Raw genomic sequence first — 16,288 nt, forward strand, 5'->3', positions numbered from 1 at the left:
TCCTAGCTGGACACTCGGGGTGGGCAGACGCTCATCCCCAGGATCATCCCGACGCGGTAGGCGTCGGAGTTGAGGTCTTCGGGCCGGTCCTGCGGGCCGGTCTCCTGGCTGATGCCGGTGACGATTCCGTCGGCGGTGGCACGGCCGGGCAGCACTTCCCACTCGGCGCACACGCGGCGGGCGAGCTGCATCGCCTTCTCGTCGTCGGTGTCGTAGCAGTCGATGGAGAAGCGGGGGTTGTCCCGGCCGGCGGGGTCGGCCCAGCCGCGCATATCTGCGGTGCCGCCGGCGCGCAGGACACGCACCACAGGCAGAGCAGCCGTGAATGCGGCGCCCTCGGGTGTCGTCGAAGTGACGAGGACGCCATCGAGGGCTACGGCCAGGAGATCGATGGCGATCTTCTTGCCGTCCGGGAGGACAACCGGTGTGGTCATGGCTACGCCTGCGCTCCGGCGGTGGTGGTGTCGGCGTAGGTGATGAGGTCGGCCTTAGTGGCCTTGTCGGCGTCGCCGCGTTCCATGCCGAGTCCGATGGCGTAGGTGCGCCAGTCGTCGACCTTGGCTCCGTCGGCGGGCCGCGGGTACTCGGCCTGGGCGGCGGTGGGGGTGGTGGTCTCGCCGGACGGGTAGGGGTCGCCTTCCTGCACGGCGAAGCCGTCCCAGCGGTGGACTTCGTCGGCGGGGATCTCGATCACGTCGCCGGGCTTCTTGTTGTCGCGCCAGAACGTGAGCCGCATCTTCACGACGTCGCCGTCAGCCATTGGTGGTCTCCTTCGAGTCGTCTCCGGGCCGGACCACGCCCTCTTCGAGGAGCCGTGCGACGACCGCGATCATCAGGTTCTTGTTTTGCTCCGGCACATCCGCCCAGGGCTTCCGGGACGCCTCTCGGGTCTCGTAGCCATGACTGGGGGCCAGATCCTCGTAGGCCTCGTGGAACCTCTGAGCAATACGCTCGGGCGTGCTCATCAGTGGTCGCCTCCTGCGGCGTCGAGCGCGTGGATCATCGTGAAGTGGGGGCGGTGGATGGCGTGCCCGTGGCGGTCGCGCTGCGTGGTGCCGTGCTCGACGTAGATCGAGTGGGGTGCGTCGGCGTCGACGTGGCGGGTGCCGTCCGGGTCGGGCTCGTTGACGATGTGGATGCTGTCTCGGTACTCGCCCGTGTAGACCGGCGCCGTAGCGATCGCCACCGCCTCCACTCGCTTCATGCGGGCGGTGAAGTCGTCCTGCACCTGCGGATCTAGCGGCAGGTCGAATTGGATTGCTTCGTCGTCCAGTTCGACTTCGATCTCGACTTCGGTGGCCATCAGCCCGCCACCTCCTTGAGGTCGACGACCTGACCAGACAGGGGTCCTGCCGCTTCCGGGGTGGAGGGGACGCCGTCGACTTCCCAGGTGCGGCCCTGCCAGCGGACCCGCATCCACTCCGTCACCTGCGGCGCTCGCGGCGGCAGGAACAGGCGGGCGGCGGTGACCGTCTGGTCCCCGGCGGTCTTCGTCTCCGTCGACCCGCTGACGTCCACCGTGCAGCGCCGCACCACGGTCTCGACTGCGCTCGGCCAGTCCCGGACCTGCTTGTTGTAGCCGCCCGTGACGAGAGGAGCGTCGAGCACGATCACGGTCTGACGCCCGATGTGGCCCGGCATCTCAGCCCACCACCCAGGCGAAACCGTGGAAGTGCCCGCTGGTCAGGAGAACGTCCGCAGCAGACGCCGCCAGCCGGGGCGCCTTACCCGCGCCCTGGCCGGTGGTGCGGCGCACGAAGGACCGCTGACCCGTCGACATGGACTGGAGATCGTCCATGGCGCCGGTTTCGTCGTCGCGGTCGATCATCCACTGCGCCTGCTGCACACACGCGGCCAGCAGGGTCTGCTGCACATCGGGGTCGTCCCGGTCGTATGCGAGGCCGAACAGCGCACGGTCGATCGCCGTGGACGCCCTCGTCAGCAGGCGCACGGCGTTCCCCGGGGCGGGCTCAGGGTCGAGCCACGCCTCAAGGTCGCTGACGGTCGCATACGGCACAGGTCAGTCCCCCGGCCCGTCGCCGCTGTGGGCGCCTTCGTGGGTCTCCACCCAGTCCTGGAGGTCGCCCTTCGTCGAGTCGGCAGCCTCGTCGGAGGGCATGCCGAGACTGACCGCGTAGGTCCGCCACTCGTCGACTCGCGCGGTCTTGGCAGGCTTCTCCAGCAGAACCTCAGGTTCGGTGACCGCGTCATCGGCGGCGAGCGGCTTCTCGTCGCCGCGGGCGTTGTTGGGGCGGCCTTCGACACTGGCGTGCTCCGGGCCTTCCACGCCCTCACCGGCGTCACCGACCGTGCCCGTGCCGACAGCGTCGACTGCCTGCACCCACTCGATGAGCTGCTGGCGGGACATGGTGGACGCCTTCGTGGCGAGCAGCCCGAGACGCACCGCGTAGGTCGCCCAAGCGCCGGCGTGGGCGTCACGGTCGGGGAGTTCCGGGACGCCGGGGGTGTTGCGGCCGACGCGGGTTGCGGCGGGGGCGTCGGTGCCGTGCTGGATGACCTGGGGCTGCATGCTGCGGTCCGGGTCGAAGAGGGGTTCGCCGTCGTCGGCGAGGCGTAGTTCGCCCTTGTCGAACTGGGCGGCCATCTCCGGGGACAGCGGCTCGTCGAGGTGGAGTCGCATGCCGCCCGCGCCGATGTACTCGCGGGCCGCCATCACAGGCTCCGGGCCAGCTTGAGCGCGGTGATGGTGCCGGTGAACCCGGACTCGAAGTCGATGTTGAGCTTGCCGCCGTGCTGGAGGTAGCGGGCCTCCGAGAACGGGCCGAGGAAGCGGGTGCCGGAGGCGGCGACGGACACTTCGGTGTCGCCCTGGGTGCGCATCACGGCCGGGCCGTCCTTGCCGCCCGCCCGCACGGTGACCTTCTTCGCGGCTACCGCCGAGTTCGTGACCCGGAGCACTGTGCGGGACGGGTCGGCGGTGTTGATGACGACGCCGTTGGCGACGAGCGTGGAGTCGATGGTGGTGCCGGCCGGGTCGGCGACGTCGCCGCCGGACAGGCTGGTCGGGGTGAGAGATGTGCGCGGCATGATTCCTCCTGGGAGAACGCCGACGAGGATCACGGAAAGGGAGGGATCAGGCGGACGGGTCGATGTAGGCGACGGCGATGCCTTCGGGGCGCAGGAGCTTCGCGCCGTACACGTGGAGGCCGCGGACGGCGTCGGCGATCGTGGACTCCAGTCGCAGGGCCTCGGTCTCGAGGATCTGGTCGACGAAGGTGATCGCGCCGGGGTATCCGGCCTGGATGACCTGGGTGTCGCCGCTCGGGACGGGGGTGACGTTGGACTCCAGGACGTCGAATCCGGCGGCGCGGCCGACGATGCCGTTTCGGAGGCCCTGCTCGTTACCGGAGGCGTCGACGCGGACGAACCGGTCGTCCTGGAGGAGGGCGCCGGTGAACTCGGGGCTGACGACGACGTACCGGTCGAGCGCGGGCACGTTGGCCCGGTTGAGTCGGGTCCGCAGCGGGATGAGGACCTTGTCCCAGGCGTCCTTCGGGTTGGTGGTGATGTTGATTGGGGCGCCGGTGGTGCCGACGACGTTCGCCGGGGCGACGCCGGTGTAGAGGTTGGCGACGTAGGTGTCGGCCTTGGCGGCGAGCTTACGGGCGGCTCGCTGGGTGGTCTTCGCCATCGGGTTGACGGCGACCTGGGTCTTGTCGACGTCGTCGAGCTTGAACGCGAACGCGTCGCCCTGGTCGATGGGCAGGTCCAACCCCGCGGTGTCGATGTCCTCGTAGTTGATCGTGTCGCCGGACTTGTACGGGAACACGCTCGGGTCGCCGATGGTGACGATGCGGACCGACTGGCCCTGCGAGGTGATCTCGCCTTCGTAGTCGCGGTTGACGATCTGCGGCTGGGCGTAGACGAGGGCTTCGTCCAGGCCGGTGAGGATCTGGGCGGACCAGACCTGGGGCTTGAACAGCGCGACGGACATGGAGGCTTCCTATCCGGCCTTGCCGCCCAGGTAGCTGTTGAGGCGTCCTTCGGCGATGGCCTTGGAGATCTGGGGAGGAGTCATGCGGTCCACTTCCGCCGCCGTGTACTGCCGCTTGCCGCCGGGGGCCCCGTCCATGGGTGCGCCGCCCGCCGGGGTGGGGTCGGGCTGCTTGGGCTCGGGCGCCTTGGCCGCGAGCTTGGCGTTGCCGTCGACCGCCGCCTTCACGGCCTTGCCGACTGCCTCGTTGAAGTCGTCCGCGGCGGGGTCGAGCTTCGTGATGGCGGTGGCGAAGGCGCGTGAGTCGAGCAGTGCGTCGGGGTCGCCGCCGTGTTTCCCGGCCGTCTTGTAGACGGCGAGTTCGACCTGCGTCTGGCGGGCGCGATCGTCGGACGCCTTGGTCCGGGTCTGCTCCTCGGCCAGCTGCTGGGCGAGTTCTTCGGGGGTGGGCGGCTTGGCCTCGTCGGTCTCCAGGCCGAACGCCTTGGCGACCCGCTTCATCAGGTCGGTCTGGTCGTCCTTGGCCTTCTGTTCCAGGGCTTCGCGCTTGGCCTTCTCGGCTGCGACGTCGCCTCGGAGGTTTTCGACGAGCTTCTCGAACCGTGTGGGGTCGAAGTCGCCCTCGAACTTGGGCGCCTTGGCCTTGGGTTCGCCGGCGGGCTTCGGCTCGGTGGCCGGTTCGGGGGTGGCGGGTTGGGCGGGTGTGGTCGGCTCTGGCGGAGTCGGCGCGGGGGTGCCTCCGGGCGTGGGCGGGGTGTCCGGCTGGGTGCCGGGGTCCGTGGGTGCGTTCGGGGGCTGGGCGGGGGTCGTCATCGGTGCCTCCTTGGGCGGCCTGCGCGGTGTGGCGATGCCTTGATCGCGTCGCGCTGGCCATGATGTTAACCCTGAACCCGCCTCAATGCTGCACAATCAAAGGCGAAAAGGCAAGATAGCCTTAGATTCCAAGACTTAGAGGGGGTGGGTGATGGACGCCGAGCGGATCGCAGACCTCGCACAGCAGCAGACCGAACGCCTCCGCCTCCTCGAACAGCGCAGCATCGCCACCGCCACCCACCCCCTCGCCTCAGCCCTCACCGACGCCCAGGCCGCAGCCGTCACCCGCTGGGTCCACGAAGCCACCGGCGCGCAAATCCCCACCCGACTGGCCGAGTTCATCGACTGGGTGCGTGACCTCATCAACCGCGCCTTCAACAGCAAAGGCGGGCAGGCGAAAGCGGCAGCCGAGCGAGCAGCCTTCACCGCCGCCTCCCTCGCCGCCCACCAAACCGGCCAACTCGCCGCGGCCATGACCGGGCAGCACGTCCCGCCCATCGCCCCAGACGCGGGACCGGAAGCCCAAGCCGCGGCCGACCGCATCCCTGTGGCCGTCCAGGAAGAACACGGCCAAGCCATCGCCCTCCTCACCGCGGCCGGGCTCGCAGCCACCGGACTCGCCGGACTCAACAGCGCCTTCAAACGGGCACGCAGGGCCGTCGGCCGTATCGCACAGGGCGTGGCCGTAGCAGTCGGCGCCGCCGCCAGCCACGCCGTCACCCTCATCACACGCACGCTCGGTCCCGGCGTCCGCCTCCTGTGGGTGACCGAGCGCGGTGCATGCGCCGCGTGCCGCGCCTACGCCGGCCGTCACATCCGCCCCGGCGGCCAGTTCCCCGGCGGCCTGAGCCTCGATCCGCGGCGGACAGTCTTCGCCAGCCCCGTCAGCGGCCCCCCGCGCCACCCTCACTGCCGCTGCACTCTCATCCCCTGGTCTCCGGCATGGCCGGTGTCGGGGCTGCCCCTTCCTGCGGTGCTGCGGCGCCGCGCCCGAGCCGACTGGAGGCCCGCATGAGCCGAGGTTGCAGGAACCACTACGGCCTGATGCGTGAGGAGAAGTGGGACGAACTCCGGGCCCTGCACGCGCAGGGCATGTCCCGCAACGCGATCAGCCGCGAAATGGGCATCACCAACTCGGTGGTGTCCCGCACCGCCGAACACCTCGGGCTCGCCTTCGACCGCGCCGCCACCAAAGCGGCCATGGAGGCCCGCCGGATCGATCTGGCGGAACGGCGGTCGCTGCTTGCCGAGCAGTTCGTTGCGGTCGCCGAGGACTCCCTCGACCGCGTCTACGCGGAGACCACCGTGTACGCCTTCGGCGGCAAGGACAACGAGTACAACGACCACACCTTCGACGAAGCCCCGATCGCCGAACGGCAGAAGCTCGTCACCACGGCGGCGATCGCCGTCGACAAGTCGCTGAAACTCGTGCCTGCTGACGCTTCCTCCGGGGTGGATGAGGCGAAGTCGATGCTGGGCAACCTGGGCCAGTTGCTCACGGCGTACTCGCAGTCCGAGACCGATGACAGCAAGGCCGGAAGCGGCGAGGCGTAGCCGTGCTCGACACCCTTCCTCTGTCGCGGAAGCAGATCCGGTCTGTCGCTGAGTCGACGACGAAGATCTCCTGCTGGGAGGGTGCCATCCGCTCCGGGAAGACGATCGCCAGCCTGCTCAAGTGGCTGATCTTCATTGCGAATGCGCCGACTACGGGCGAGCTGGTGATGATCGGGAAGACGTCCCAGACCATCCACCGCAACCTGTTCCTGCCCATGCAGGACCCTGCCCTGTTCGGGCCGATCGCCGCCCACATCCACTACACGCCTGGCGCCCCCACAGCCGTCATCTTGGGGCGGACCGTGCACGTCATCGGCGCCAACGACGCCAAGTCGGAGCCGAAAATCCGCGGCATGACGGTGTGCGGGGCTTACGTCGACGAGGTCACCCTCGTCCCGCAGATTTTTTTCGAGCAGCTGTACGGCCGCATGTCGGTGCGTGGCGCCCAACTGCTGTGCACCACCAACCCGGACAACCCGGCGCACTGGTTCATGCGCGACTGGCTATCCCAAACCGGCAAGAAGCCCGTCAGCAGGTTCAGCTTCACGATCGACGACAACCCATTCCTCGACCCCGACTACGTCGCCGACATGAAGGCCTCCCACGAGGGCCTGTTCTACCGGCGGTTCATCCTCGGTGAGTGGGTGGCCGCAGAGGGCGCGATCTACGACTCGTGGGACCGTGAGCGGCACATCGTCACCAGCCTGCCCCGCGAAGGCATCCACAAGTGGATCAGCCTCGGCGTGGACTACGGCACGAGCAACCCGTTCCACGCAGTGCTCCTCGGTCTCGGCCGGGACCGCCGGCTGTATGCGGCGGCTGAGTGGCGGTACGAGGCGCGGCAGACGAAGAAGCAGCTCACCGACACCGAGTACTCACAGCGCCTACGCGGCTGGCTGGGCGACGTTCCTGGACTCGGCCCGGTGCGCCCGCAGTTCATCACCGTCGACCCGTCCGCTGCCTCGTTCGTCACCCAGCTCAAGCGGGACCGGCTTACCCCGACCCCGGCGAAGAATGACGTCATGGACGGCATCCGCGTCGTCAGCTCCCTGCTGGCGTCCAACAAGCTCCTCGTCCACGAGTCCTGCAAGGCGCTGATCACGGAGATCGGCGGCTACAGCTGGGACGACAAGGCCGCCCTGCGCGGCGAGGAGCAGCCCCTCAAGGTCGCCGACCACGGCGTGGACGCCCTCCGTTACGGCATCTTCACCACCCGCCCGCTTTGGCAGCGTCAGCTCGCCCTCGCCGCATAGAAGGAGTCTCCCCATGCCGCTGCCCCAGCCCGGAAGTGAAGTCGCCTGGCCGCCGACCCAGTTGGAGGTGCCGCACGCCGACATGGACGTGTGGCGTGCCTGGTATTCGGGTGACCCAAACCATCTGGCAGCCGTGTACGGCGGGGTGGCCGCCTACACGCGGAATGGGACAGCGCGCGAGTATTTCGAGGTGGACCGTCGGCGGGTCGCGGGCAGTGAGCTGCGCATGTTCTGGGGTCAGGACCCGTCACCGGGGCAGACCGCGGCGAAGCTGCATGTGCCGATCGGCGCGGACATCGCGGAGCTGTCGGCGAATCTGCTGTGGGCGGACGTGCCGCGGGTGACGGTGAACGCTGATTCGACGGACCGCGCGGAGTCGACACAGGCGCAGATCGGCCGGTACCTCGATGACCGTGGGCACGCGAAGATGCGGGAGGCGGCCGAGCTGACGGCGGGCCTCAGCAACGTGTATCTGCGGGCCGTGTGGGACACGACGCTGCGCCCGAGGCCGTGGACGGACGTGGTGCAGCCAGAGAACGTGGTGCCGACGTGGCGGTGGGGGGCGTTGGCGGAGGCGATCGTGTGGCGGGAGCTGGCCCCGGTGAGGGATGGGGGCGAGGTGTGGCGGCTGCTGGAGCTGCACACTCCCGGCTGGATCGAGTACGGCCTGTACAAGGGGCGGATTGGTCTGCTGGGCGAGCTGATGGACTTGTCGGATCATGCGGACACCGAGTACCTGGTGAAGCGGACGAACGGTCAGGGCAGGCAGGCGACGGGCATCGACCGGCTGTTGATCACGCATGTGCCGAATGTGCTGCCGAACCGGGTGTGGGACGGCATCCCCGACACTGCGCCCCTCGGCAGGTCGGACTTCTCTGGGATCGAGCCGCTGATGGACGCTCTGGACGAGACGTGGACGTCCTGGATGCGGGACCTACGCCTCGGCAAGGCTCGGGTGGTGGTCCCGCAGTCGATGTTGGACACGGACGGGCCGGGCAGCGGCGGATCGTTCGACCTGGACCGCGAACTGCTGGTGGCCCTCAACCTGCTGGGCGAGGAGACCGTGAAGGACTCCATCACCGAGGTCCAGTTCAAGATTCGGGTGGAGGAGCATGAGCAGACCGCGAAGGCTTTGCGCCGCCAGATCTTGAGCAGTGCGGGGTATAGCGCGCAGTCCGCTGGCGAGGAGGGCACCGTGGCGGTGACGGCGACGGAGGTCACTGCCCGCAAGGAGGAGTCGTTGACGACGCGCGGGACGAAGATCCTCTACCAGCGGCCTGCTCTGCTGGAGCATCTGACGGTGCTGATGATGGTCGACGTCACGCATTGCGGCGCGAAGGGTGTCGATCCGGTGGCGGAGCTGACCGCGTCGTGGCCGCAGGCTGTGCAGCCCGATCCGGAGGCGACAGCCCGCACCCTGTCGCTGCTGGACGCGGCGGGCGCCATCAGCACGTTCATGAAGGTGAAGTGGCGGTCGCCTGAGCTGACGGATGCTGAGGTGCGGGCGGAGGTGGCTCGTATCCGGACCGACCAGCGGCACACCGACTCCCCCGCCGGTGACCCGTACAACACGGGGGGCGGACAGCCCGCAGGCGGCAGCCTGGGCGAGGACGTCGAGGAGAGTGACGGTTCGGAGGCCGGCTCGGACGAGGGCCAGGACGAACCCGCGGATGAGCGCCGGCTGGAGGCGGCGTGAGTTGCGGGGCGACGCTGAAGCACGCGCACGGTACAGCAGTCTGCGACCTGGAGCAGGGGCATGGCCCCGATGAGCAGCACAGCGCGTTGTGCGGGTACTGCCTGGAATCTGATCCCGAGTACGGCGATCCGAGCGACCGGCTGCGCTGGGATAGGGATGGCGTGAGTTGGGTGGGCGGGGGCTCGCGCGGGGTTTAGCGGCGGCGGGCGCCCTTACGCGCGGGGAGTCGGCGGTAGCGGGTTACGGGCCCGCCTTTCGTGGCGTGCACCTTGTCTCGTGCGAAGCGGCGTAGCCGCGGGTTGGCAAAGAAGTACCGCCACTGCGCCTTTGATTTGAATCCGGTGTGCCTGCGTCCCGGCATTACTCCTCCTCTCGTTGGCCTTCCCTTGAGTGTGCCCGCTACCTGGGCGATCAGGGCGTGTGTGAGGGCCGCTCCCGGATGGTGGGAGCGGCCCTCGGTGGTGGTGCGGGCGGGTAGTCAGTCGCTGTCGAGCACGGTCAGGTGGACGTATGTGATCGCAACCTGCTCGTCTGCCGAGTGGTCGAACCAGTGGGCGACCCTGTCCACTTTGAACGGTTGGCGCGGGCGGGTGTTCCACAGGTCGACGCGCTGGCCGACTGCGGGGATGGGGAGGGGGCCGTCGAATACCGCGAGTTCGATGTCGTGGCGAAAGCCGTTTTCGTCGGGTCCGTCGTAGCGGAATGAGATGACGGACCGAACGTTGTACCCGTAGTCGCCTTGGGAGAGACGCTGGTCGCGTGCCTGGAGGGCTGCCTTGACCGCTTCGGGCAGGGACGGGTCGTCGTAGTCGTGGGCGAGGTCGTCGGGGTTCATGCGGCTTCCTGTCGTGTGGCAGTGGTTCGGGCGGTGTCGGTCAAGGTGCGCCCGGCAGGCTTGCGGGCCCCATCCCGACGCCTCGGCAGTTGGGGAGTCCTGTGGCGGCTTGTCCGTCGTTGTCGCGGGCCCAGTGTCGGGGGAGGAATCCGGCGCGGGTGAGTTTGTAGTCGCGGCCGCAGACTCGGCATACCCCGCGCGGCGCGGTGGACGGCTTCGACTGGTTGGTGTTCACGAGGCTCCCTTCACCCAGGCGTTCTCGTAGCGGGTCCAGCGTTGCGTGTCGACGTCCCACTGCTCGACGGTGATGCGGGTGGCGCGGCTCAGTCCTGCGCCGACCCGCTCAATGTGGTCCTGGACGGCGCGGTATGCGGCGGTCTTGGAACGGAATTTGATGTAGGCGGGCGCGCCGGGCGTGGTTACGACGAGGCGCCACGGCTGCGACGGCTTCGTCGGGGTCACTGCTTCTCCTGTTCGTTCCATTCGATGCGGAGGGCACGGAGTTGGTTGCAGATCGTGTCGTAGGTGACGCGGGCCCGGTTGAGGGTGTTCCGTGCGTCTTCGGCGTCGGCTTCGAGGCGGCGGCGCTGGGCCTCGTACTCATCGCGGGTCACTGTGTCTCCAGGATGTATCCGGTGCGGCGGGGTGCCCCGTCGCGGGTGGTGGGTGTGGTGTGGAGCTTGTCGACTCGCATCCATCGGGTTCGGATCTCACGGCCGTCGCGGGTGAGGGTGACGACCTGAACCTTCCGCATGCCGTCGAGGTCGGTGGCGCCGATCGGGGCGTTGGTGATCCGGATGCGGGTGGGCCCGTCTGACGGGTGGTGGCGGTTGCTGAGACTGCGGTAAATCTGTCCGGGCTCGATGGGCATGACGGTCCTCACTTCTCGGCGTAGGGGGTGGCTGGTCGGATCATGCGGTACGGGTCGCCAGGGAGGGGCGCCGAGGTGAAGCCGTGCCGCCGGTACCAGCGCTGCAAGTCGTCGTGGTCGAGGCCCTGCTGGCGCCATGACGGGAACGGGGCCGCGGCTAGACCGATCACGCGGGTGCTGTACTCGGCCAGAACGGCGGACAGGAGATTGTTGGCGAGTCCCTGCCCGCGGTACTCCGGAGCCACGCCGATGTGACTGATCCAGACACTGTCCCCGTCCAGCGCTTTCAGGTAAGCGGCGGCCTCGGTCGGGGTTCGAACCTCCCACTCGATGTGGGGCCAGCCTGTCTCGGTTCGGATCAACCGCAGGGTGCCCGCGCCGCGGGCGCGGAGTTCGTTCGGGGTGCTCATGGTCGGTTCCTCACGTCTCGGTGGTCGGGTGGTCGGTTGCCCGTTCGCGGCGGGCCTGTTGGCGCGCGGTGCAGTTGTGCGGGGGCAGGGTCTCCAGCGTCTTCGTGCGGACCACCGTGCCGCAGTCCGAGCACGGGATACGGCCCGTCCGCCACCAGTCGCGCTCCTCGTTCTCGGCCAGCGCATCAGCGTGCAAGCGGGCCATGATCAGGTCGGTTACTGAGTCGTTCATCGGTCCTCGCTCCGGTAGTCGGTGGGTGCGATGCCGGTGTTGATGGCGGCCCGCAGCCACAGTCGGGCCTCGGTCACGGCCTGCTCCCGGTGGGACAACGGTAGGTCGGGCCAGGGTGGGAGGCGGGTGGCTTTCTGCCGTGCCAGTTCGTGCACCGCCTCAGCCAGCCGCCGGGCACGCGGATCAGCAGGCACGGCCTAGTCCTCGTCCTCGTCTCGGTTCGCGAAGTGGTCCTCGACGGCGCATCCGCCGTTGGGGTGGAAGGGGCAGTAGTCGTCCGGAACGTCCACGTGCTCGAAGTCCTCGTAGTTGTCGTCGTCGCTCATCGGTCACTCCTCATCTCGGTCGTACTGGTCTTCCCAGTACTGGTCGTCTGCTTGGGCGGCTTGGGCGGACGTCTCCTCCCACCAGCCATAAGGCAGCGGGGCGGGCGCGGGCGGGGCAGTCACTGCGGGAACACCTCCGGGTGGGCGGCCTTCCACTCCGCCCACGGCTTGCTCGGATACTCGCTGTCCATGCCGCGGTCACGGTCCATGACCTGCGCGAGGGTGAGCGGCCCGGTCTTGACCTCGTCGTACCGGCTGCCCCGCAGGCGGGGTGCCCTGGGAACCCAGAACGGCCCGTACTGCCAGGTGTCGACTCGGTAGGACCAGTCGTTGTCGCCCCACTTGTGGAAGATGCGGGTCACGGCGTCAACGTCGAGGGGGCGTTTCATCAGCTTCGCCTTGTACGAGTCGTTGAACCAGTACTCCTTGTAGTGCTCGATGTAGGAGGCAAGCTGCGCGGCTTCGAGGTCGGTGGGGCGGGCTTCGGAGTCGCGGTCGAAGGTGGCGATGTAGCGCCACACCGGGTGGGCTCCGGTGACGGGAATACGGAGCGCGGTGAGCGGGTCGTGTTCGTCGGCGTCCGTGCCGAACGGCCAGGCGGTAGTCACTGGCCCGCCTCCGCAAGCCGCTTGAGCATGGCTGTCTGGTCGCCGCTATTGGTGACCCAGGCCCCGCCGGGGCCGTAGGCGGTGGTTCGGGTCGGCAGGTACCTTCCCCGCCCTTCCGGCGAGATCAGAAGGTGCCCTCGGAAGGCACCGTCGGTGGGCGTGCTGCCCTTGTACAGGCAGAGCCGCAGGAGGCCGAGGAAGTCGACGCCGAGGACCAGGACGTGCCCGGTCGACGTGGTGTCGTCGACGCCCGTCCAGCGGACGTCCAGGTCGATGAGCCTGATCGCGGTCACTGTGTGGTTCCCTTCTCGGCGGCGATCCACTTGCGGTACTCGCAGACGCTGCACGCCTCACCGAGGGTGTACCCGGCTCCGCACTCGGTGCAGGTCTGGATGGAGGCGGGCGTCAGCTTCTCCAACTCGGCGATGCGGCACCACGGGCATCCGCGCCCGTCGCCCTTCGCGCGCAGCCATGTCGGATGGCTCGGGTCACCGCACGCTGCGGACACTCGGCCGTCAGGGTCGCCCAGCTCCAGCGCGCGGAAGGACTCCAGCTCGGCGGTCGCGGCGGCGAGCAGTTCGTCCAGTCGGGCGTCGAGTTCGCGGGTGACGAGGCCATCCGGGTCGGACAGCATCGCGTGGACACGGGCACGGGCAGTGGACAGGTCAGACACCAGGGGCTCCCTAGGCGGTGGTGAGGCGGGCGGCGGCGGTCTTGAACTCCTGCTTGCGCGGCCGGTACAGGGCGGCGATGAGGGCGACGGCGGCGCGGGTGAAGCGGGTGCAGGCGCGGGCGGCGCCCTTCCGGAAGGTACGCCCGACCGTCCCGGCAATCCCGGCCTTGGCGGCGTTGCGGCGGAGACTGCCCGCGACGGTCCGGGCGTCCCGCGGGGTGAGGCCGACGGCGAGGCAGTGGGTGGCGAGGGTGCCGACGCCTCGGCGGGTGATGCGGCGAGCGGCGCGGGTGGCGGTGGTACGGGCCTTCACCGTGGCACGGCGAGCGCGGTTCGAGCTGATCATGCGGGTCCCCCTGGGTGCGGATGTTCGGTGGGGCGGCGGGCCCGGCCTCCCCTGGCCGGGCCCTGGGGCCGGTCAGGCCGGGATGACGGAGATGGTGTCGAGGAACGCCGGGTCCTGGATGCGGACGATGCGCAGCTGGTGGCCGTTGCGGTCGGTGACGTGCCACTCGTCGATGGTGGCCCCGCCGGCGCTGGCGATGGCGGCCTCGGTGGCGGTGAGGGTGTCGTAGCCCCAGAAGCTGCCGTGGTTGTCGTAGTTGGCGACGACGGCCGACTCGGGGGTGGCGGGCTCGGGCTGGGGCTCGGCGGGCGGGGTGTTGAGGTCGCGGATGGGCTGGGGGTCGATGGGGGCGAGGACGAGGGCGGTCCCGGCGACGACGGTGGCGGCGAGTTCGATGGTGGTCATTGCGTCTCCCTTGTCGATTCGCTTGGCGATGACTCCAAGTTAGTCCAAGCCGCTTGGACAAGCAAGCGGTCCAACAAGATTGCCCAAGCGACTTGGATTGCAATACCGTCCAGACCGGCGCGAGCCCCATGGCCATGGCCAAGCGGCTTGTGCAACCATGTGGGAATGACCGCCTACACGCCCAGCCCCGAACTGACTGAGGCTCTGACCGCCTTCGATAGGGCGCAGGAAGCAGCAGAACAAGCGCGCATCGAACTACGTGCCGCAGTCGCTGCCGAGCTGAAGTCCCACGAGGTGACCAACGACGCCCTGGCGGCCCATCTCCCCTGGTCTGGCGAGACGGTTCGCGGCATCGCCCGCGAGTACGACGTGCCTCGCAAGAGGCAGCCCACCGTCCGCTCCATCAAGCCCAAGAAACGCGTCGGGGGTAGCACCTCCGGCTGAACGGAGGACCGTGGCCAGGCACCCCGGACGCACCGCCCTGTACCGCCTATTCGATGGAGCTGGAATCAGCAGCAAGAGCGACCAGGAGGGTGAAGCATGAAGACAGTTCAGGAAGTCGACGCGTTCGCAGCTGGAGCGCACGCGGGCCAGGTCGACAAGATCGGTGTCCCATACGTCGAGCACGTCCGTGCGGTCGCGGCCGGGCTCGCACTGTTCGGCGACGACTTGGTGATGGCCGGGCTGCTGCACGATGTCATCGAGGACACCGACTGGACTGCCGAGCAGTTGCGCGGGGCTGGCGTCCCGGACTACGTGGTCGCGCTGGTGGAAGCGGTCACGAACGAGCGGGGCGTCCCCTACGAGGAGCAGGTCACGCGCATCACCGGGCGGGGGCGTGACGCAGTTCTCTTGAAGATCGCGGACAACGCCCACAACTCCCATCCCGACAGGGCCGCCCAGCTTCCCGAGGAAAAGCGGGTACGGCTGGCCGCGAAGTACCGGGCCGCCCGCGATATCCTGTGGCCCGCCGCCGACAACCGCGACATCAAGGCCATCATCGCCATCGTCAACCCGTCGCTCATCGACGAGCTTCGCGAACGACAGGCTGGGGAGGCGCAGGATGGATGAGCTGACACGCTGGCTGGGTCAGCAGCTCGACGAGGACGAGCGGATCGCGCGCCGAGCTGGTGACACCTTCTGGCAGATCGGCGAGACAGGCGTCATCGTCGCCACCGAAGGCGATCGTGCGGAGGAGTGCGCTTCCGTCAACTGGGCCGGGGTCGCCGAGCACATCGTCCGGCATGATCCGGTGCGGGTGCTGCGCGAGATCGACGCCAAGCGGCAGGCGCTCGCCCACTACGAGCAGGTCTTCCAGCAGGCGGCCGATGGTGCCGACTCCTACGTGAAGATCGTGGCAGCACTCGGCAGGCAGGTCCGCATCATGGCCTCCGTCTACGCGGACCGTCCCGGCTACCGCGCCGAGTGGCGCCCGTAGCCGTATCGGCAAACCTGCCCCGCCCAGACCGTGGGCGGGGCAGACTGCGTTCATGGGTGACGTCGTCTATATGGTGCGGGCCGCGACACGAGCCGCCTGCCAAGCCGAACTCGACCGCCTCTGCCGCCTCCTCGACGCGCAGCCTGCGACACTCCCCACCGACGCAGTCGGGCGCGGATGGACCGCCCGCGCCGTGCCCACACCCGTCGTGGCCTCGACCGTCACTGATGGCCAAGGCTCCGACAGATAGTCAGACGTCAGTCGCTGTAGCGCGGGCCGGAGATGTGCCGGGATCGCGAGCCCGTCAGGCCGTGGAGTTCCCACACCTCGGGTTCCGCGTTCAGGTCGACGGTGTACCCCTTCGCGGCGAAGTCGGGGTCGATGCTGTAGGTTCCGGCGTCCGCCTTGCGGGTGGCCTCGGCGGGGCTGGCGGCTCGTACCTTCGCGGTGATGACACCGGAGGGCCGGACGGGGCGGGTGATCGTGTAGGTGGGCATTGCGGTCTCCTAATGGTTGACGGGGCTGTCGTATTCGACGGCGTGGATTCGAGCGGTGGGGTGGTCGGGCGTCAGGTCCACTCCCAGTTCTGCCCTGCCCGTGCGGCTCGCTCGGCAGCGCCCGCGAGGAGGTTGGCGAGCTGTGCCCATTCCGGATCCATCGCCTGGCTCCGGGCCGCCTTGGCGAGTAGCACGGCGATCCGCGCCGCCTGGGCTGGCGGGGTGAAGACCGGGGTGTAGAGCCGCCCGTCGAACAGGCCGCTGACCTCCCGCCATTCGCTGCCGCTGAGGACGTGCGCCAGGTGCTGGCCGAGGTTGGCGATGGTGGTGGCGGACCGCGTCGACGGCACACCGTGGCTGATGCTGACTCCCATGC

Annotated in this window: 32 protein-coding genes; 7 read left to right on the plus strand and 25 right to left on the minus strand. The window is 68.9% G+C overall.

Features of this window, described 5'->3' with window-relative positions; genetic code table 11:
* Positions 1 to 2: 2 nt before the first annotated feature.
* From ACIQPQ_RS31155 to ACIQPQ_RS31200, 10 genes are read right to left on the minus strand one after another with little or no spacing between them, the layout of a single operon-like run.
* Positions 3 to 434: a hypothetical protein gene (locus tag ACIQPQ_RS31155; RefSeq protein ID WP_401310429.1), complete on the minus strand. Its 432-nt coding sequence runs from the start codon at positions 432 to 434 to the stop codon at positions 3 to 5.
* A gap of 2 nt (positions 435 to 436) precedes the next feature.
* The gene (locus ACIQPQ_RS31160) at positions 437 to 760 is read right to left on the minus strand and encodes a hypothetical protein (RefSeq protein ID WP_401310432.1); all 324 of its coding nucleotides are present in this window, start codon (positions 758 to 760) and stop codon (positions 437 to 439) included.
* The gene (locus ACIQPQ_RS31165; protein WP_401310435.1) at positions 753 to 965 is read right to left on the minus strand and encodes a hypothetical protein; all 213 of its coding nucleotides are present in this window, start codon (positions 963 to 965) and stop codon (positions 753 to 755) included. The genes ACIQPQ_RS31160 and ACIQPQ_RS31165 overlap by 8 nt, the downstream gene beginning before the upstream one ends.
* On the minus strand, positions 965 to 1,303 hold the full coding sequence (locus ACIQPQ_RS31170; RefSeq protein ID WP_401310438.1) for an HK97 gp10 family phage protein: 339 nt from the start codon (positions 1,301 to 1,303) through the stop codon (positions 965 to 967). The genes ACIQPQ_RS31165 and ACIQPQ_RS31170 overlap by 1 nt, the downstream gene beginning before the upstream one ends.
* Positions 1,303 to 1,641, minus strand: coding sequence for a head-tail adaptor protein (locus ACIQPQ_RS31175; RefSeq protein ID WP_401310441.1), 339 nt, complete (start codon positions 1,639 to 1,641; stop codon positions 1,303 to 1,305). The genes ACIQPQ_RS31170 and ACIQPQ_RS31175 overlap by 1 nt, the downstream gene beginning before the upstream one ends.
* A 1-nt stretch (position 1,642) precedes the next feature.
* A complete protein-coding gene (locus ACIQPQ_RS31180; protein WP_401310444.1) occupies positions 1,643 to 2,017 on the minus strand; it encodes a hypothetical protein in 375 nt (124 codons plus the stop codon).
* A 3-nt stretch (positions 2,018 to 2,020) separates the two neighbouring features.
* Positions 2,021 to 2,674, minus strand: coding sequence for a hypothetical protein (locus ACIQPQ_RS31185; RefSeq protein ID WP_401310447.1), 654 nt, complete (start codon positions 2,672 to 2,674; stop codon positions 2,021 to 2,023).
* Positions 2,674 to 3,048, minus strand: coding sequence for a hypothetical protein (locus tag ACIQPQ_RS31190; RefSeq protein WP_401310449.1), 375 nt, complete (start codon positions 3,046 to 3,048; stop codon positions 2,674 to 2,676). The genes ACIQPQ_RS31185 and ACIQPQ_RS31190 overlap by 1 nt, the downstream gene beginning before the upstream one ends.
* A gap of 46 nt (positions 3,049 to 3,094) precedes the next feature.
* On the minus strand, positions 3,095 to 3,955 hold the full coding sequence (locus tag ACIQPQ_RS31195) for a P22 phage major capsid protein family protein (protein ID WP_401310452.1): 861 nt from the start codon (positions 3,953 to 3,955) through the stop codon (positions 3,095 to 3,097).
* Positions 3,956 to 3,964: 9 nt separating this feature from the next.
* Entirely contained in the window at positions 3,965 to 4,768 is an 804-nt protein-coding gene (locus ACIQPQ_RS31200) for a hypothetical protein (RefSeq protein ID WP_401310455.1), read from the minus strand.
* Between the two features lie 151 nt (positions 4,769 to 4,919).
* Here ACIQPQ_RS31200 and ACIQPQ_RS31205 point away from each other — a divergent pair, with 151 nt between their 5' ends.
* Genes ACIQPQ_RS31205 through ACIQPQ_RS31220 form a run of 4 tightly spaced genes read left to right on the plus strand, consistent with a single transcriptional unit; the run spans position 4,920 to position 9,271 of the window.
* Positions 4,920 to 5,783, plus strand: a complete 864-nt coding sequence (locus ACIQPQ_RS31205; RefSeq protein ID WP_401310458.1) for a hypothetical protein — start codon at positions 4,920 to 4,922, stop codon at positions 5,781 to 5,783.
* Positions 5,780 to 6,322, plus strand: coding sequence for a hypothetical protein (locus tag ACIQPQ_RS31210; RefSeq protein WP_401310461.1), 543 nt, complete (start codon positions 5,780 to 5,782; stop codon positions 6,320 to 6,322). Before ACIQPQ_RS31205 ends, ACIQPQ_RS31210 begins: the two co-directional genes overlap by 4 nt.
* Positions 6,323 to 6,324: 2 nt before the next feature.
* Entirely contained in the window at positions 6,325 to 7,575 is a 1,251-nt protein-coding gene (locus ACIQPQ_RS31215) for a PBSX family phage terminase large subunit (protein ID WP_401310463.1), read from the plus strand.
* 13 nt (positions 7,576 to 7,588) lie between these two features.
* On the plus strand, positions 7,589 to 9,271 hold the full coding sequence (locus ACIQPQ_RS31220) for a hypothetical protein (RefSeq protein WP_401310466.1): 1,683 nt from the start codon (positions 7,589 to 7,591) through the stop codon (positions 9,269 to 9,271).
* A 478-nt stretch (positions 9,272 to 9,749) separates the two neighbouring features.
* Here the strand turns inward: ACIQPQ_RS31220 and ACIQPQ_RS31225 are convergent, their stop codons facing one another.
* From ACIQPQ_RS31225 to ACIQPQ_RS31285, 13 genes are all read right to left on the minus strand, one after another.
* A complete protein-coding gene (locus ACIQPQ_RS31225) occupies positions 9,750 to 10,106 on the minus strand; it encodes a hypothetical protein (protein ID WP_401310469.1) in 357 nt (118 codons plus the stop codon).
* A gap of 231 nt (positions 10,107 to 10,337) precedes the next feature.
* The gene (locus tag ACIQPQ_RS31230; protein WP_401310472.1) at positions 10,338 to 10,568 is read right to left on the minus strand and encodes a hypothetical protein; all 231 of its coding nucleotides are present in this window, start codon (positions 10,566 to 10,568) and stop codon (positions 10,338 to 10,340) included.
* Positions 10,565 to 10,720: a hypothetical protein gene (locus ACIQPQ_RS31235; protein WP_401310475.1), complete on the minus strand. Its 156-nt coding sequence runs from the start codon at positions 10,718 to 10,720 to the stop codon at positions 10,565 to 10,567. Before ACIQPQ_RS31235 ends, ACIQPQ_RS31230 begins: the two co-directional genes overlap by 4 nt.
* Positions 10,717 to 10,977: a hypothetical protein gene (locus tag ACIQPQ_RS31240; protein ID WP_401310477.1), complete on the minus strand. Its 261-nt coding sequence runs from the start codon at positions 10,975 to 10,977 to the stop codon at positions 10,717 to 10,719. Before ACIQPQ_RS31240 ends, ACIQPQ_RS31235 begins: the two co-directional genes overlap by 4 nt.
* 8 nt (positions 10,978 to 10,985) lie before the next feature.
* Entirely contained in the window at positions 10,986 to 11,387 is a 402-nt protein-coding gene (locus tag ACIQPQ_RS31245; protein WP_401310480.1) for a GNAT family N-acetyltransferase, read from the minus strand.
* Between the two features lie 10 nt (positions 11,388 to 11,397).
* Positions 11,398 to 11,619, minus strand: coding sequence for a hypothetical protein (locus ACIQPQ_RS31250; RefSeq protein WP_401310483.1), 222 nt, complete (start codon positions 11,617 to 11,619; stop codon positions 11,398 to 11,400).
* Positions 11,616 to 11,813, minus strand: a complete 198-nt coding sequence (locus ACIQPQ_RS31255) for a hypothetical protein (RefSeq protein ID WP_401310486.1) — start codon at positions 11,811 to 11,813, stop codon at positions 11,616 to 11,618. The genes ACIQPQ_RS31250 and ACIQPQ_RS31255 overlap by 4 nt, the downstream gene beginning before the upstream one ends.
* Positions 11,814 to 11,816: 3 nt before the next feature.
* Positions 11,817 to 11,945 carry a hypothetical protein gene (locus ACIQPQ_RS31260; protein WP_401310489.1) on the minus strand — a complete coding sequence of 43 codons (129 nt, stop codon included), beginning with the start codon at positions 11,943 to 11,945 and terminating at the stop codon, positions 11,817 to 11,819.
* Positions 11,946 to 12,064: 119 nt separating this feature from the next.
* Positions 12,065 to 12,553: a hypothetical protein gene (locus ACIQPQ_RS31265; RefSeq protein WP_401310492.1), complete on the minus strand. Its 489-nt coding sequence runs from the start codon at positions 12,551 to 12,553 to the stop codon at positions 12,065 to 12,067.
* Entirely contained in the window at positions 12,550 to 12,846 is a 297-nt protein-coding gene (locus tag ACIQPQ_RS31270; protein ID WP_401310495.1) for a hypothetical protein, read from the minus strand. The genes ACIQPQ_RS31265 and ACIQPQ_RS31270 overlap by 4 nt, the downstream gene beginning before the upstream one ends.
* Complete coding sequence (locus tag ACIQPQ_RS31275) at positions 12,843 to 13,226, minus strand: hypothetical protein (protein ID WP_401310498.1); 384 nt, start codon at positions 13,224 to 13,226, stop codon at positions 12,843 to 12,845. The genes ACIQPQ_RS31270 and ACIQPQ_RS31275 overlap by 4 nt, the downstream gene beginning before the upstream one ends.
* Before the next feature lie 10 nt (positions 13,227 to 13,236).
* Complete coding sequence (locus ACIQPQ_RS31280) at positions 13,237 to 13,572, minus strand: hypothetical protein (RefSeq protein WP_401310501.1); 336 nt, start codon at positions 13,570 to 13,572, stop codon at positions 13,237 to 13,239.
* 72 nt (positions 13,573 to 13,644) lie between these two features.
* A complete protein-coding gene (locus tag ACIQPQ_RS31285; protein ID WP_401310504.1) occupies positions 13,645 to 13,977 on the minus strand; it encodes a hypothetical protein in 333 nt (110 codons plus the stop codon).
* 165 nt (positions 13,978 to 14,142) lie between these two features.
* Between ACIQPQ_RS31285 and ACIQPQ_RS31290 the strand changes: the two genes are divergently transcribed.
* The 3 genes from ACIQPQ_RS31290 (at position 14,143) to ACIQPQ_RS31300 (ending at position 15,415) form a co-directional block, all read left to right on the plus strand.
* Positions 14,143 to 14,421 (plus strand): hypothetical protein, encoded by a 279-nt coding sequence (locus ACIQPQ_RS31290; RefSeq protein WP_401310507.1) that lies wholly within the window; start codon positions 14,143 to 14,145, stop codon positions 14,419 to 14,421.
* Between the two features lie 96 nt (positions 14,422 to 14,517).
* The gene (locus ACIQPQ_RS31295) at positions 14,518 to 15,048 is read left to right on the plus strand and encodes an HD domain-containing protein (RefSeq protein WP_401310510.1); all 531 of its coding nucleotides are present in this window, start codon (positions 14,518 to 14,520) and stop codon (positions 15,046 to 15,048) included.
* Positions 15,041 to 15,415, plus strand: coding sequence for a DUF6221 family protein (locus tag ACIQPQ_RS31300; RefSeq protein ID WP_401310513.1), 375 nt, complete (start codon positions 15,041 to 15,043; stop codon positions 15,413 to 15,415). The genes ACIQPQ_RS31295 and ACIQPQ_RS31300 overlap by 8 nt, the downstream gene beginning before the upstream one ends.
* Positions 15,416 to 15,672: 257 nt before the next feature.
* On the opposite strand, the gene ACIQPQ_RS31305 is transcribed toward ACIQPQ_RS31300, so the two are convergent.
* A complete protein-coding gene (locus ACIQPQ_RS31305) occupies positions 15,673 to 15,912 on the minus strand; it encodes a hypothetical protein (RefSeq protein WP_401310516.1) in 240 nt (79 codons plus the stop codon).
* A gap of 71 nt (positions 15,913 to 15,983) precedes the next feature.
* A complete protein-coding gene (locus ACIQPQ_RS31310) occupies positions 15,984 to 16,286 on the minus strand; it encodes a hypothetical protein (RefSeq protein ID WP_401310519.1) in 303 nt (100 codons plus the stop codon).
* Positions 16,287 to 16,288: the final 2 nt, after the last annotated feature.

It is taken from the genome of Streptomyces sp. NPDC091281, from assembly GCF_044757425.1.
Taxonomy (GTDB): Bacteria; Actinomycetota; Actinomycetes; order Streptomycetales; family Streptomycetaceae; genus Streptomyces.

Coding starts and splice junctions, on each gene's coding strand:
- ACIQPQ_RS31260 (WP_401310489.1), bottom strand. CDS start 11,945: ATGAGCGACGACGACAACTACGAGGACTTCGAGCACGTGGACGTTCCG.
- ACIQPQ_RS31220 (WP_401310466.1), top strand. CDS start 7,589: ATGCCGCTGCCCCAGCCCGGAAGTGAAGTCGCCTGGCCGCCGACCCAG.
- ACIQPQ_RS31185 (WP_401310447.1), bottom strand. CDS start 2,674: ATGGCGGCCCGCGAGTACATCGGCGCGGGCGGCATGCGACTCCACCTC.
- ACIQPQ_RS31305 (WP_401310516.1), bottom strand. CDS start 15,912: ATGCCCACCTACACGATCACCCGCCCCGTCCGGCCCTCCGGTGTCATC.
- ACIQPQ_RS31210 (WP_401310461.1), top strand. CDS start 5,780: ATGAGCCGAGGTTGCAGGAACCACTACGGCCTGATGCGTGAGGAGAAG.
- ACIQPQ_RS31200 (WP_401310455.1), bottom strand. CDS start 4,768: ATGACGACCCCCGCCCAGCCCCCGAACGCACCCACGGACCCCGGCACC.
- ACIQPQ_RS31310 (WP_401310519.1), bottom strand. CDS start 16,286: ATGGGAGTCAGCATCAGCCACGGTGTGCCGTCGACGCGGTCCGCCACC.
- ACIQPQ_RS31205 (WP_401310458.1), top strand. CDS start 4,920: ATGGACGCCGAGCGGATCGCAGACCTCGCACAGCAGCAGACCGAACGC.
- ACIQPQ_RS31300 (WP_401310513.1), top strand. CDS start 15,041: ATGGATGAGCTGACACGCTGGCTGGGTCAGCAGCTCGACGAGGACGAG.
- ACIQPQ_RS31155 (WP_401310429.1), bottom strand. CDS start 434: ATGACCACACCGGTTGTCCTCCCGGACGGCAAGAAGATCGCCATCGAT.
- ACIQPQ_RS31195 (WP_401310452.1), bottom strand. CDS start 3,955: ATGTCCGTCGCGCTGTTCAAGCCCCAGGTCTGGTCCGCCCAGATCCTC.
- ACIQPQ_RS31280 (WP_401310501.1), bottom strand. CDS start 13,572: ATGATCAGCTCGAACCGCGCTCGCCGTGCCACGGTGAAGGCCCGTACC.
- ACIQPQ_RS31225 (WP_401310469.1), bottom strand. CDS start 10,106: ATGAACCCCGACGACCTCGCCCACGACTACGACGACCCGTCCCTGCCC.
- ACIQPQ_RS31170 (WP_401310438.1), bottom strand. CDS start 1,303: ATGGCCACCGAAGTCGAGATCGAAGTCGAACTGGACGACGAAGCAATC.
- ACIQPQ_RS31295 (WP_401310510.1), top strand. CDS start 14,518: ATGAAGACAGTTCAGGAAGTCGACGCGTTCGCAGCTGGAGCGCACGCG.
- ACIQPQ_RS31165 (WP_401310435.1), bottom strand. CDS start 965: ATGAGCACGCCCGAGCGTATTGCTCAGAGGTTCCACGAGGCCTACGAG.
- ACIQPQ_RS31240 (WP_401310477.1), bottom strand. CDS start 10,977: ATGCCCATCGAGCCCGGACAGATTTACCGCAGTCTCAGCAACCGCCAC.
- ACIQPQ_RS31160 (WP_401310432.1), bottom strand. CDS start 760: ATGGCTGACGGCGACGTCGTGAAGATGCGGCTCACGTTCTGGCGCGAC.
- ACIQPQ_RS31285 (WP_401310504.1), bottom strand. CDS start 13,977: ATGACCACCATCGAACTCGCCGCCACCGTCGTCGCCGGGACCGCCCTC.
- ACIQPQ_RS31250 (WP_401310483.1), bottom strand. CDS start 11,619: ATGAACGACTCAGTAACCGACCTGATCATGGCCCGCTTGCACGCTGAT.
- ACIQPQ_RS31190 (WP_401310449.1), bottom strand. CDS start 3,048: ATGCCGCGCACATCTCTCACCCCGACCAGCCTGTCCGGCGGCGACGTC.
- ACIQPQ_RS31245 (WP_401310480.1), bottom strand. CDS start 11,387: ATGAGCACCCCGAACGAACTCCGCGCCCGCGGCGCGGGCACCCTGCGG.
- ACIQPQ_RS31290 (WP_401310507.1), top strand. CDS start 14,143: ATGACCGCCTACACGCCCAGCCCCGAACTGACTGAGGCTCTGACCGCC.
- ACIQPQ_RS31175 (WP_401310441.1), bottom strand. CDS start 1,641: ATGCCGGGCCACATCGGGCGTCAGACCGTGATCGTGCTCGACGCTCCT.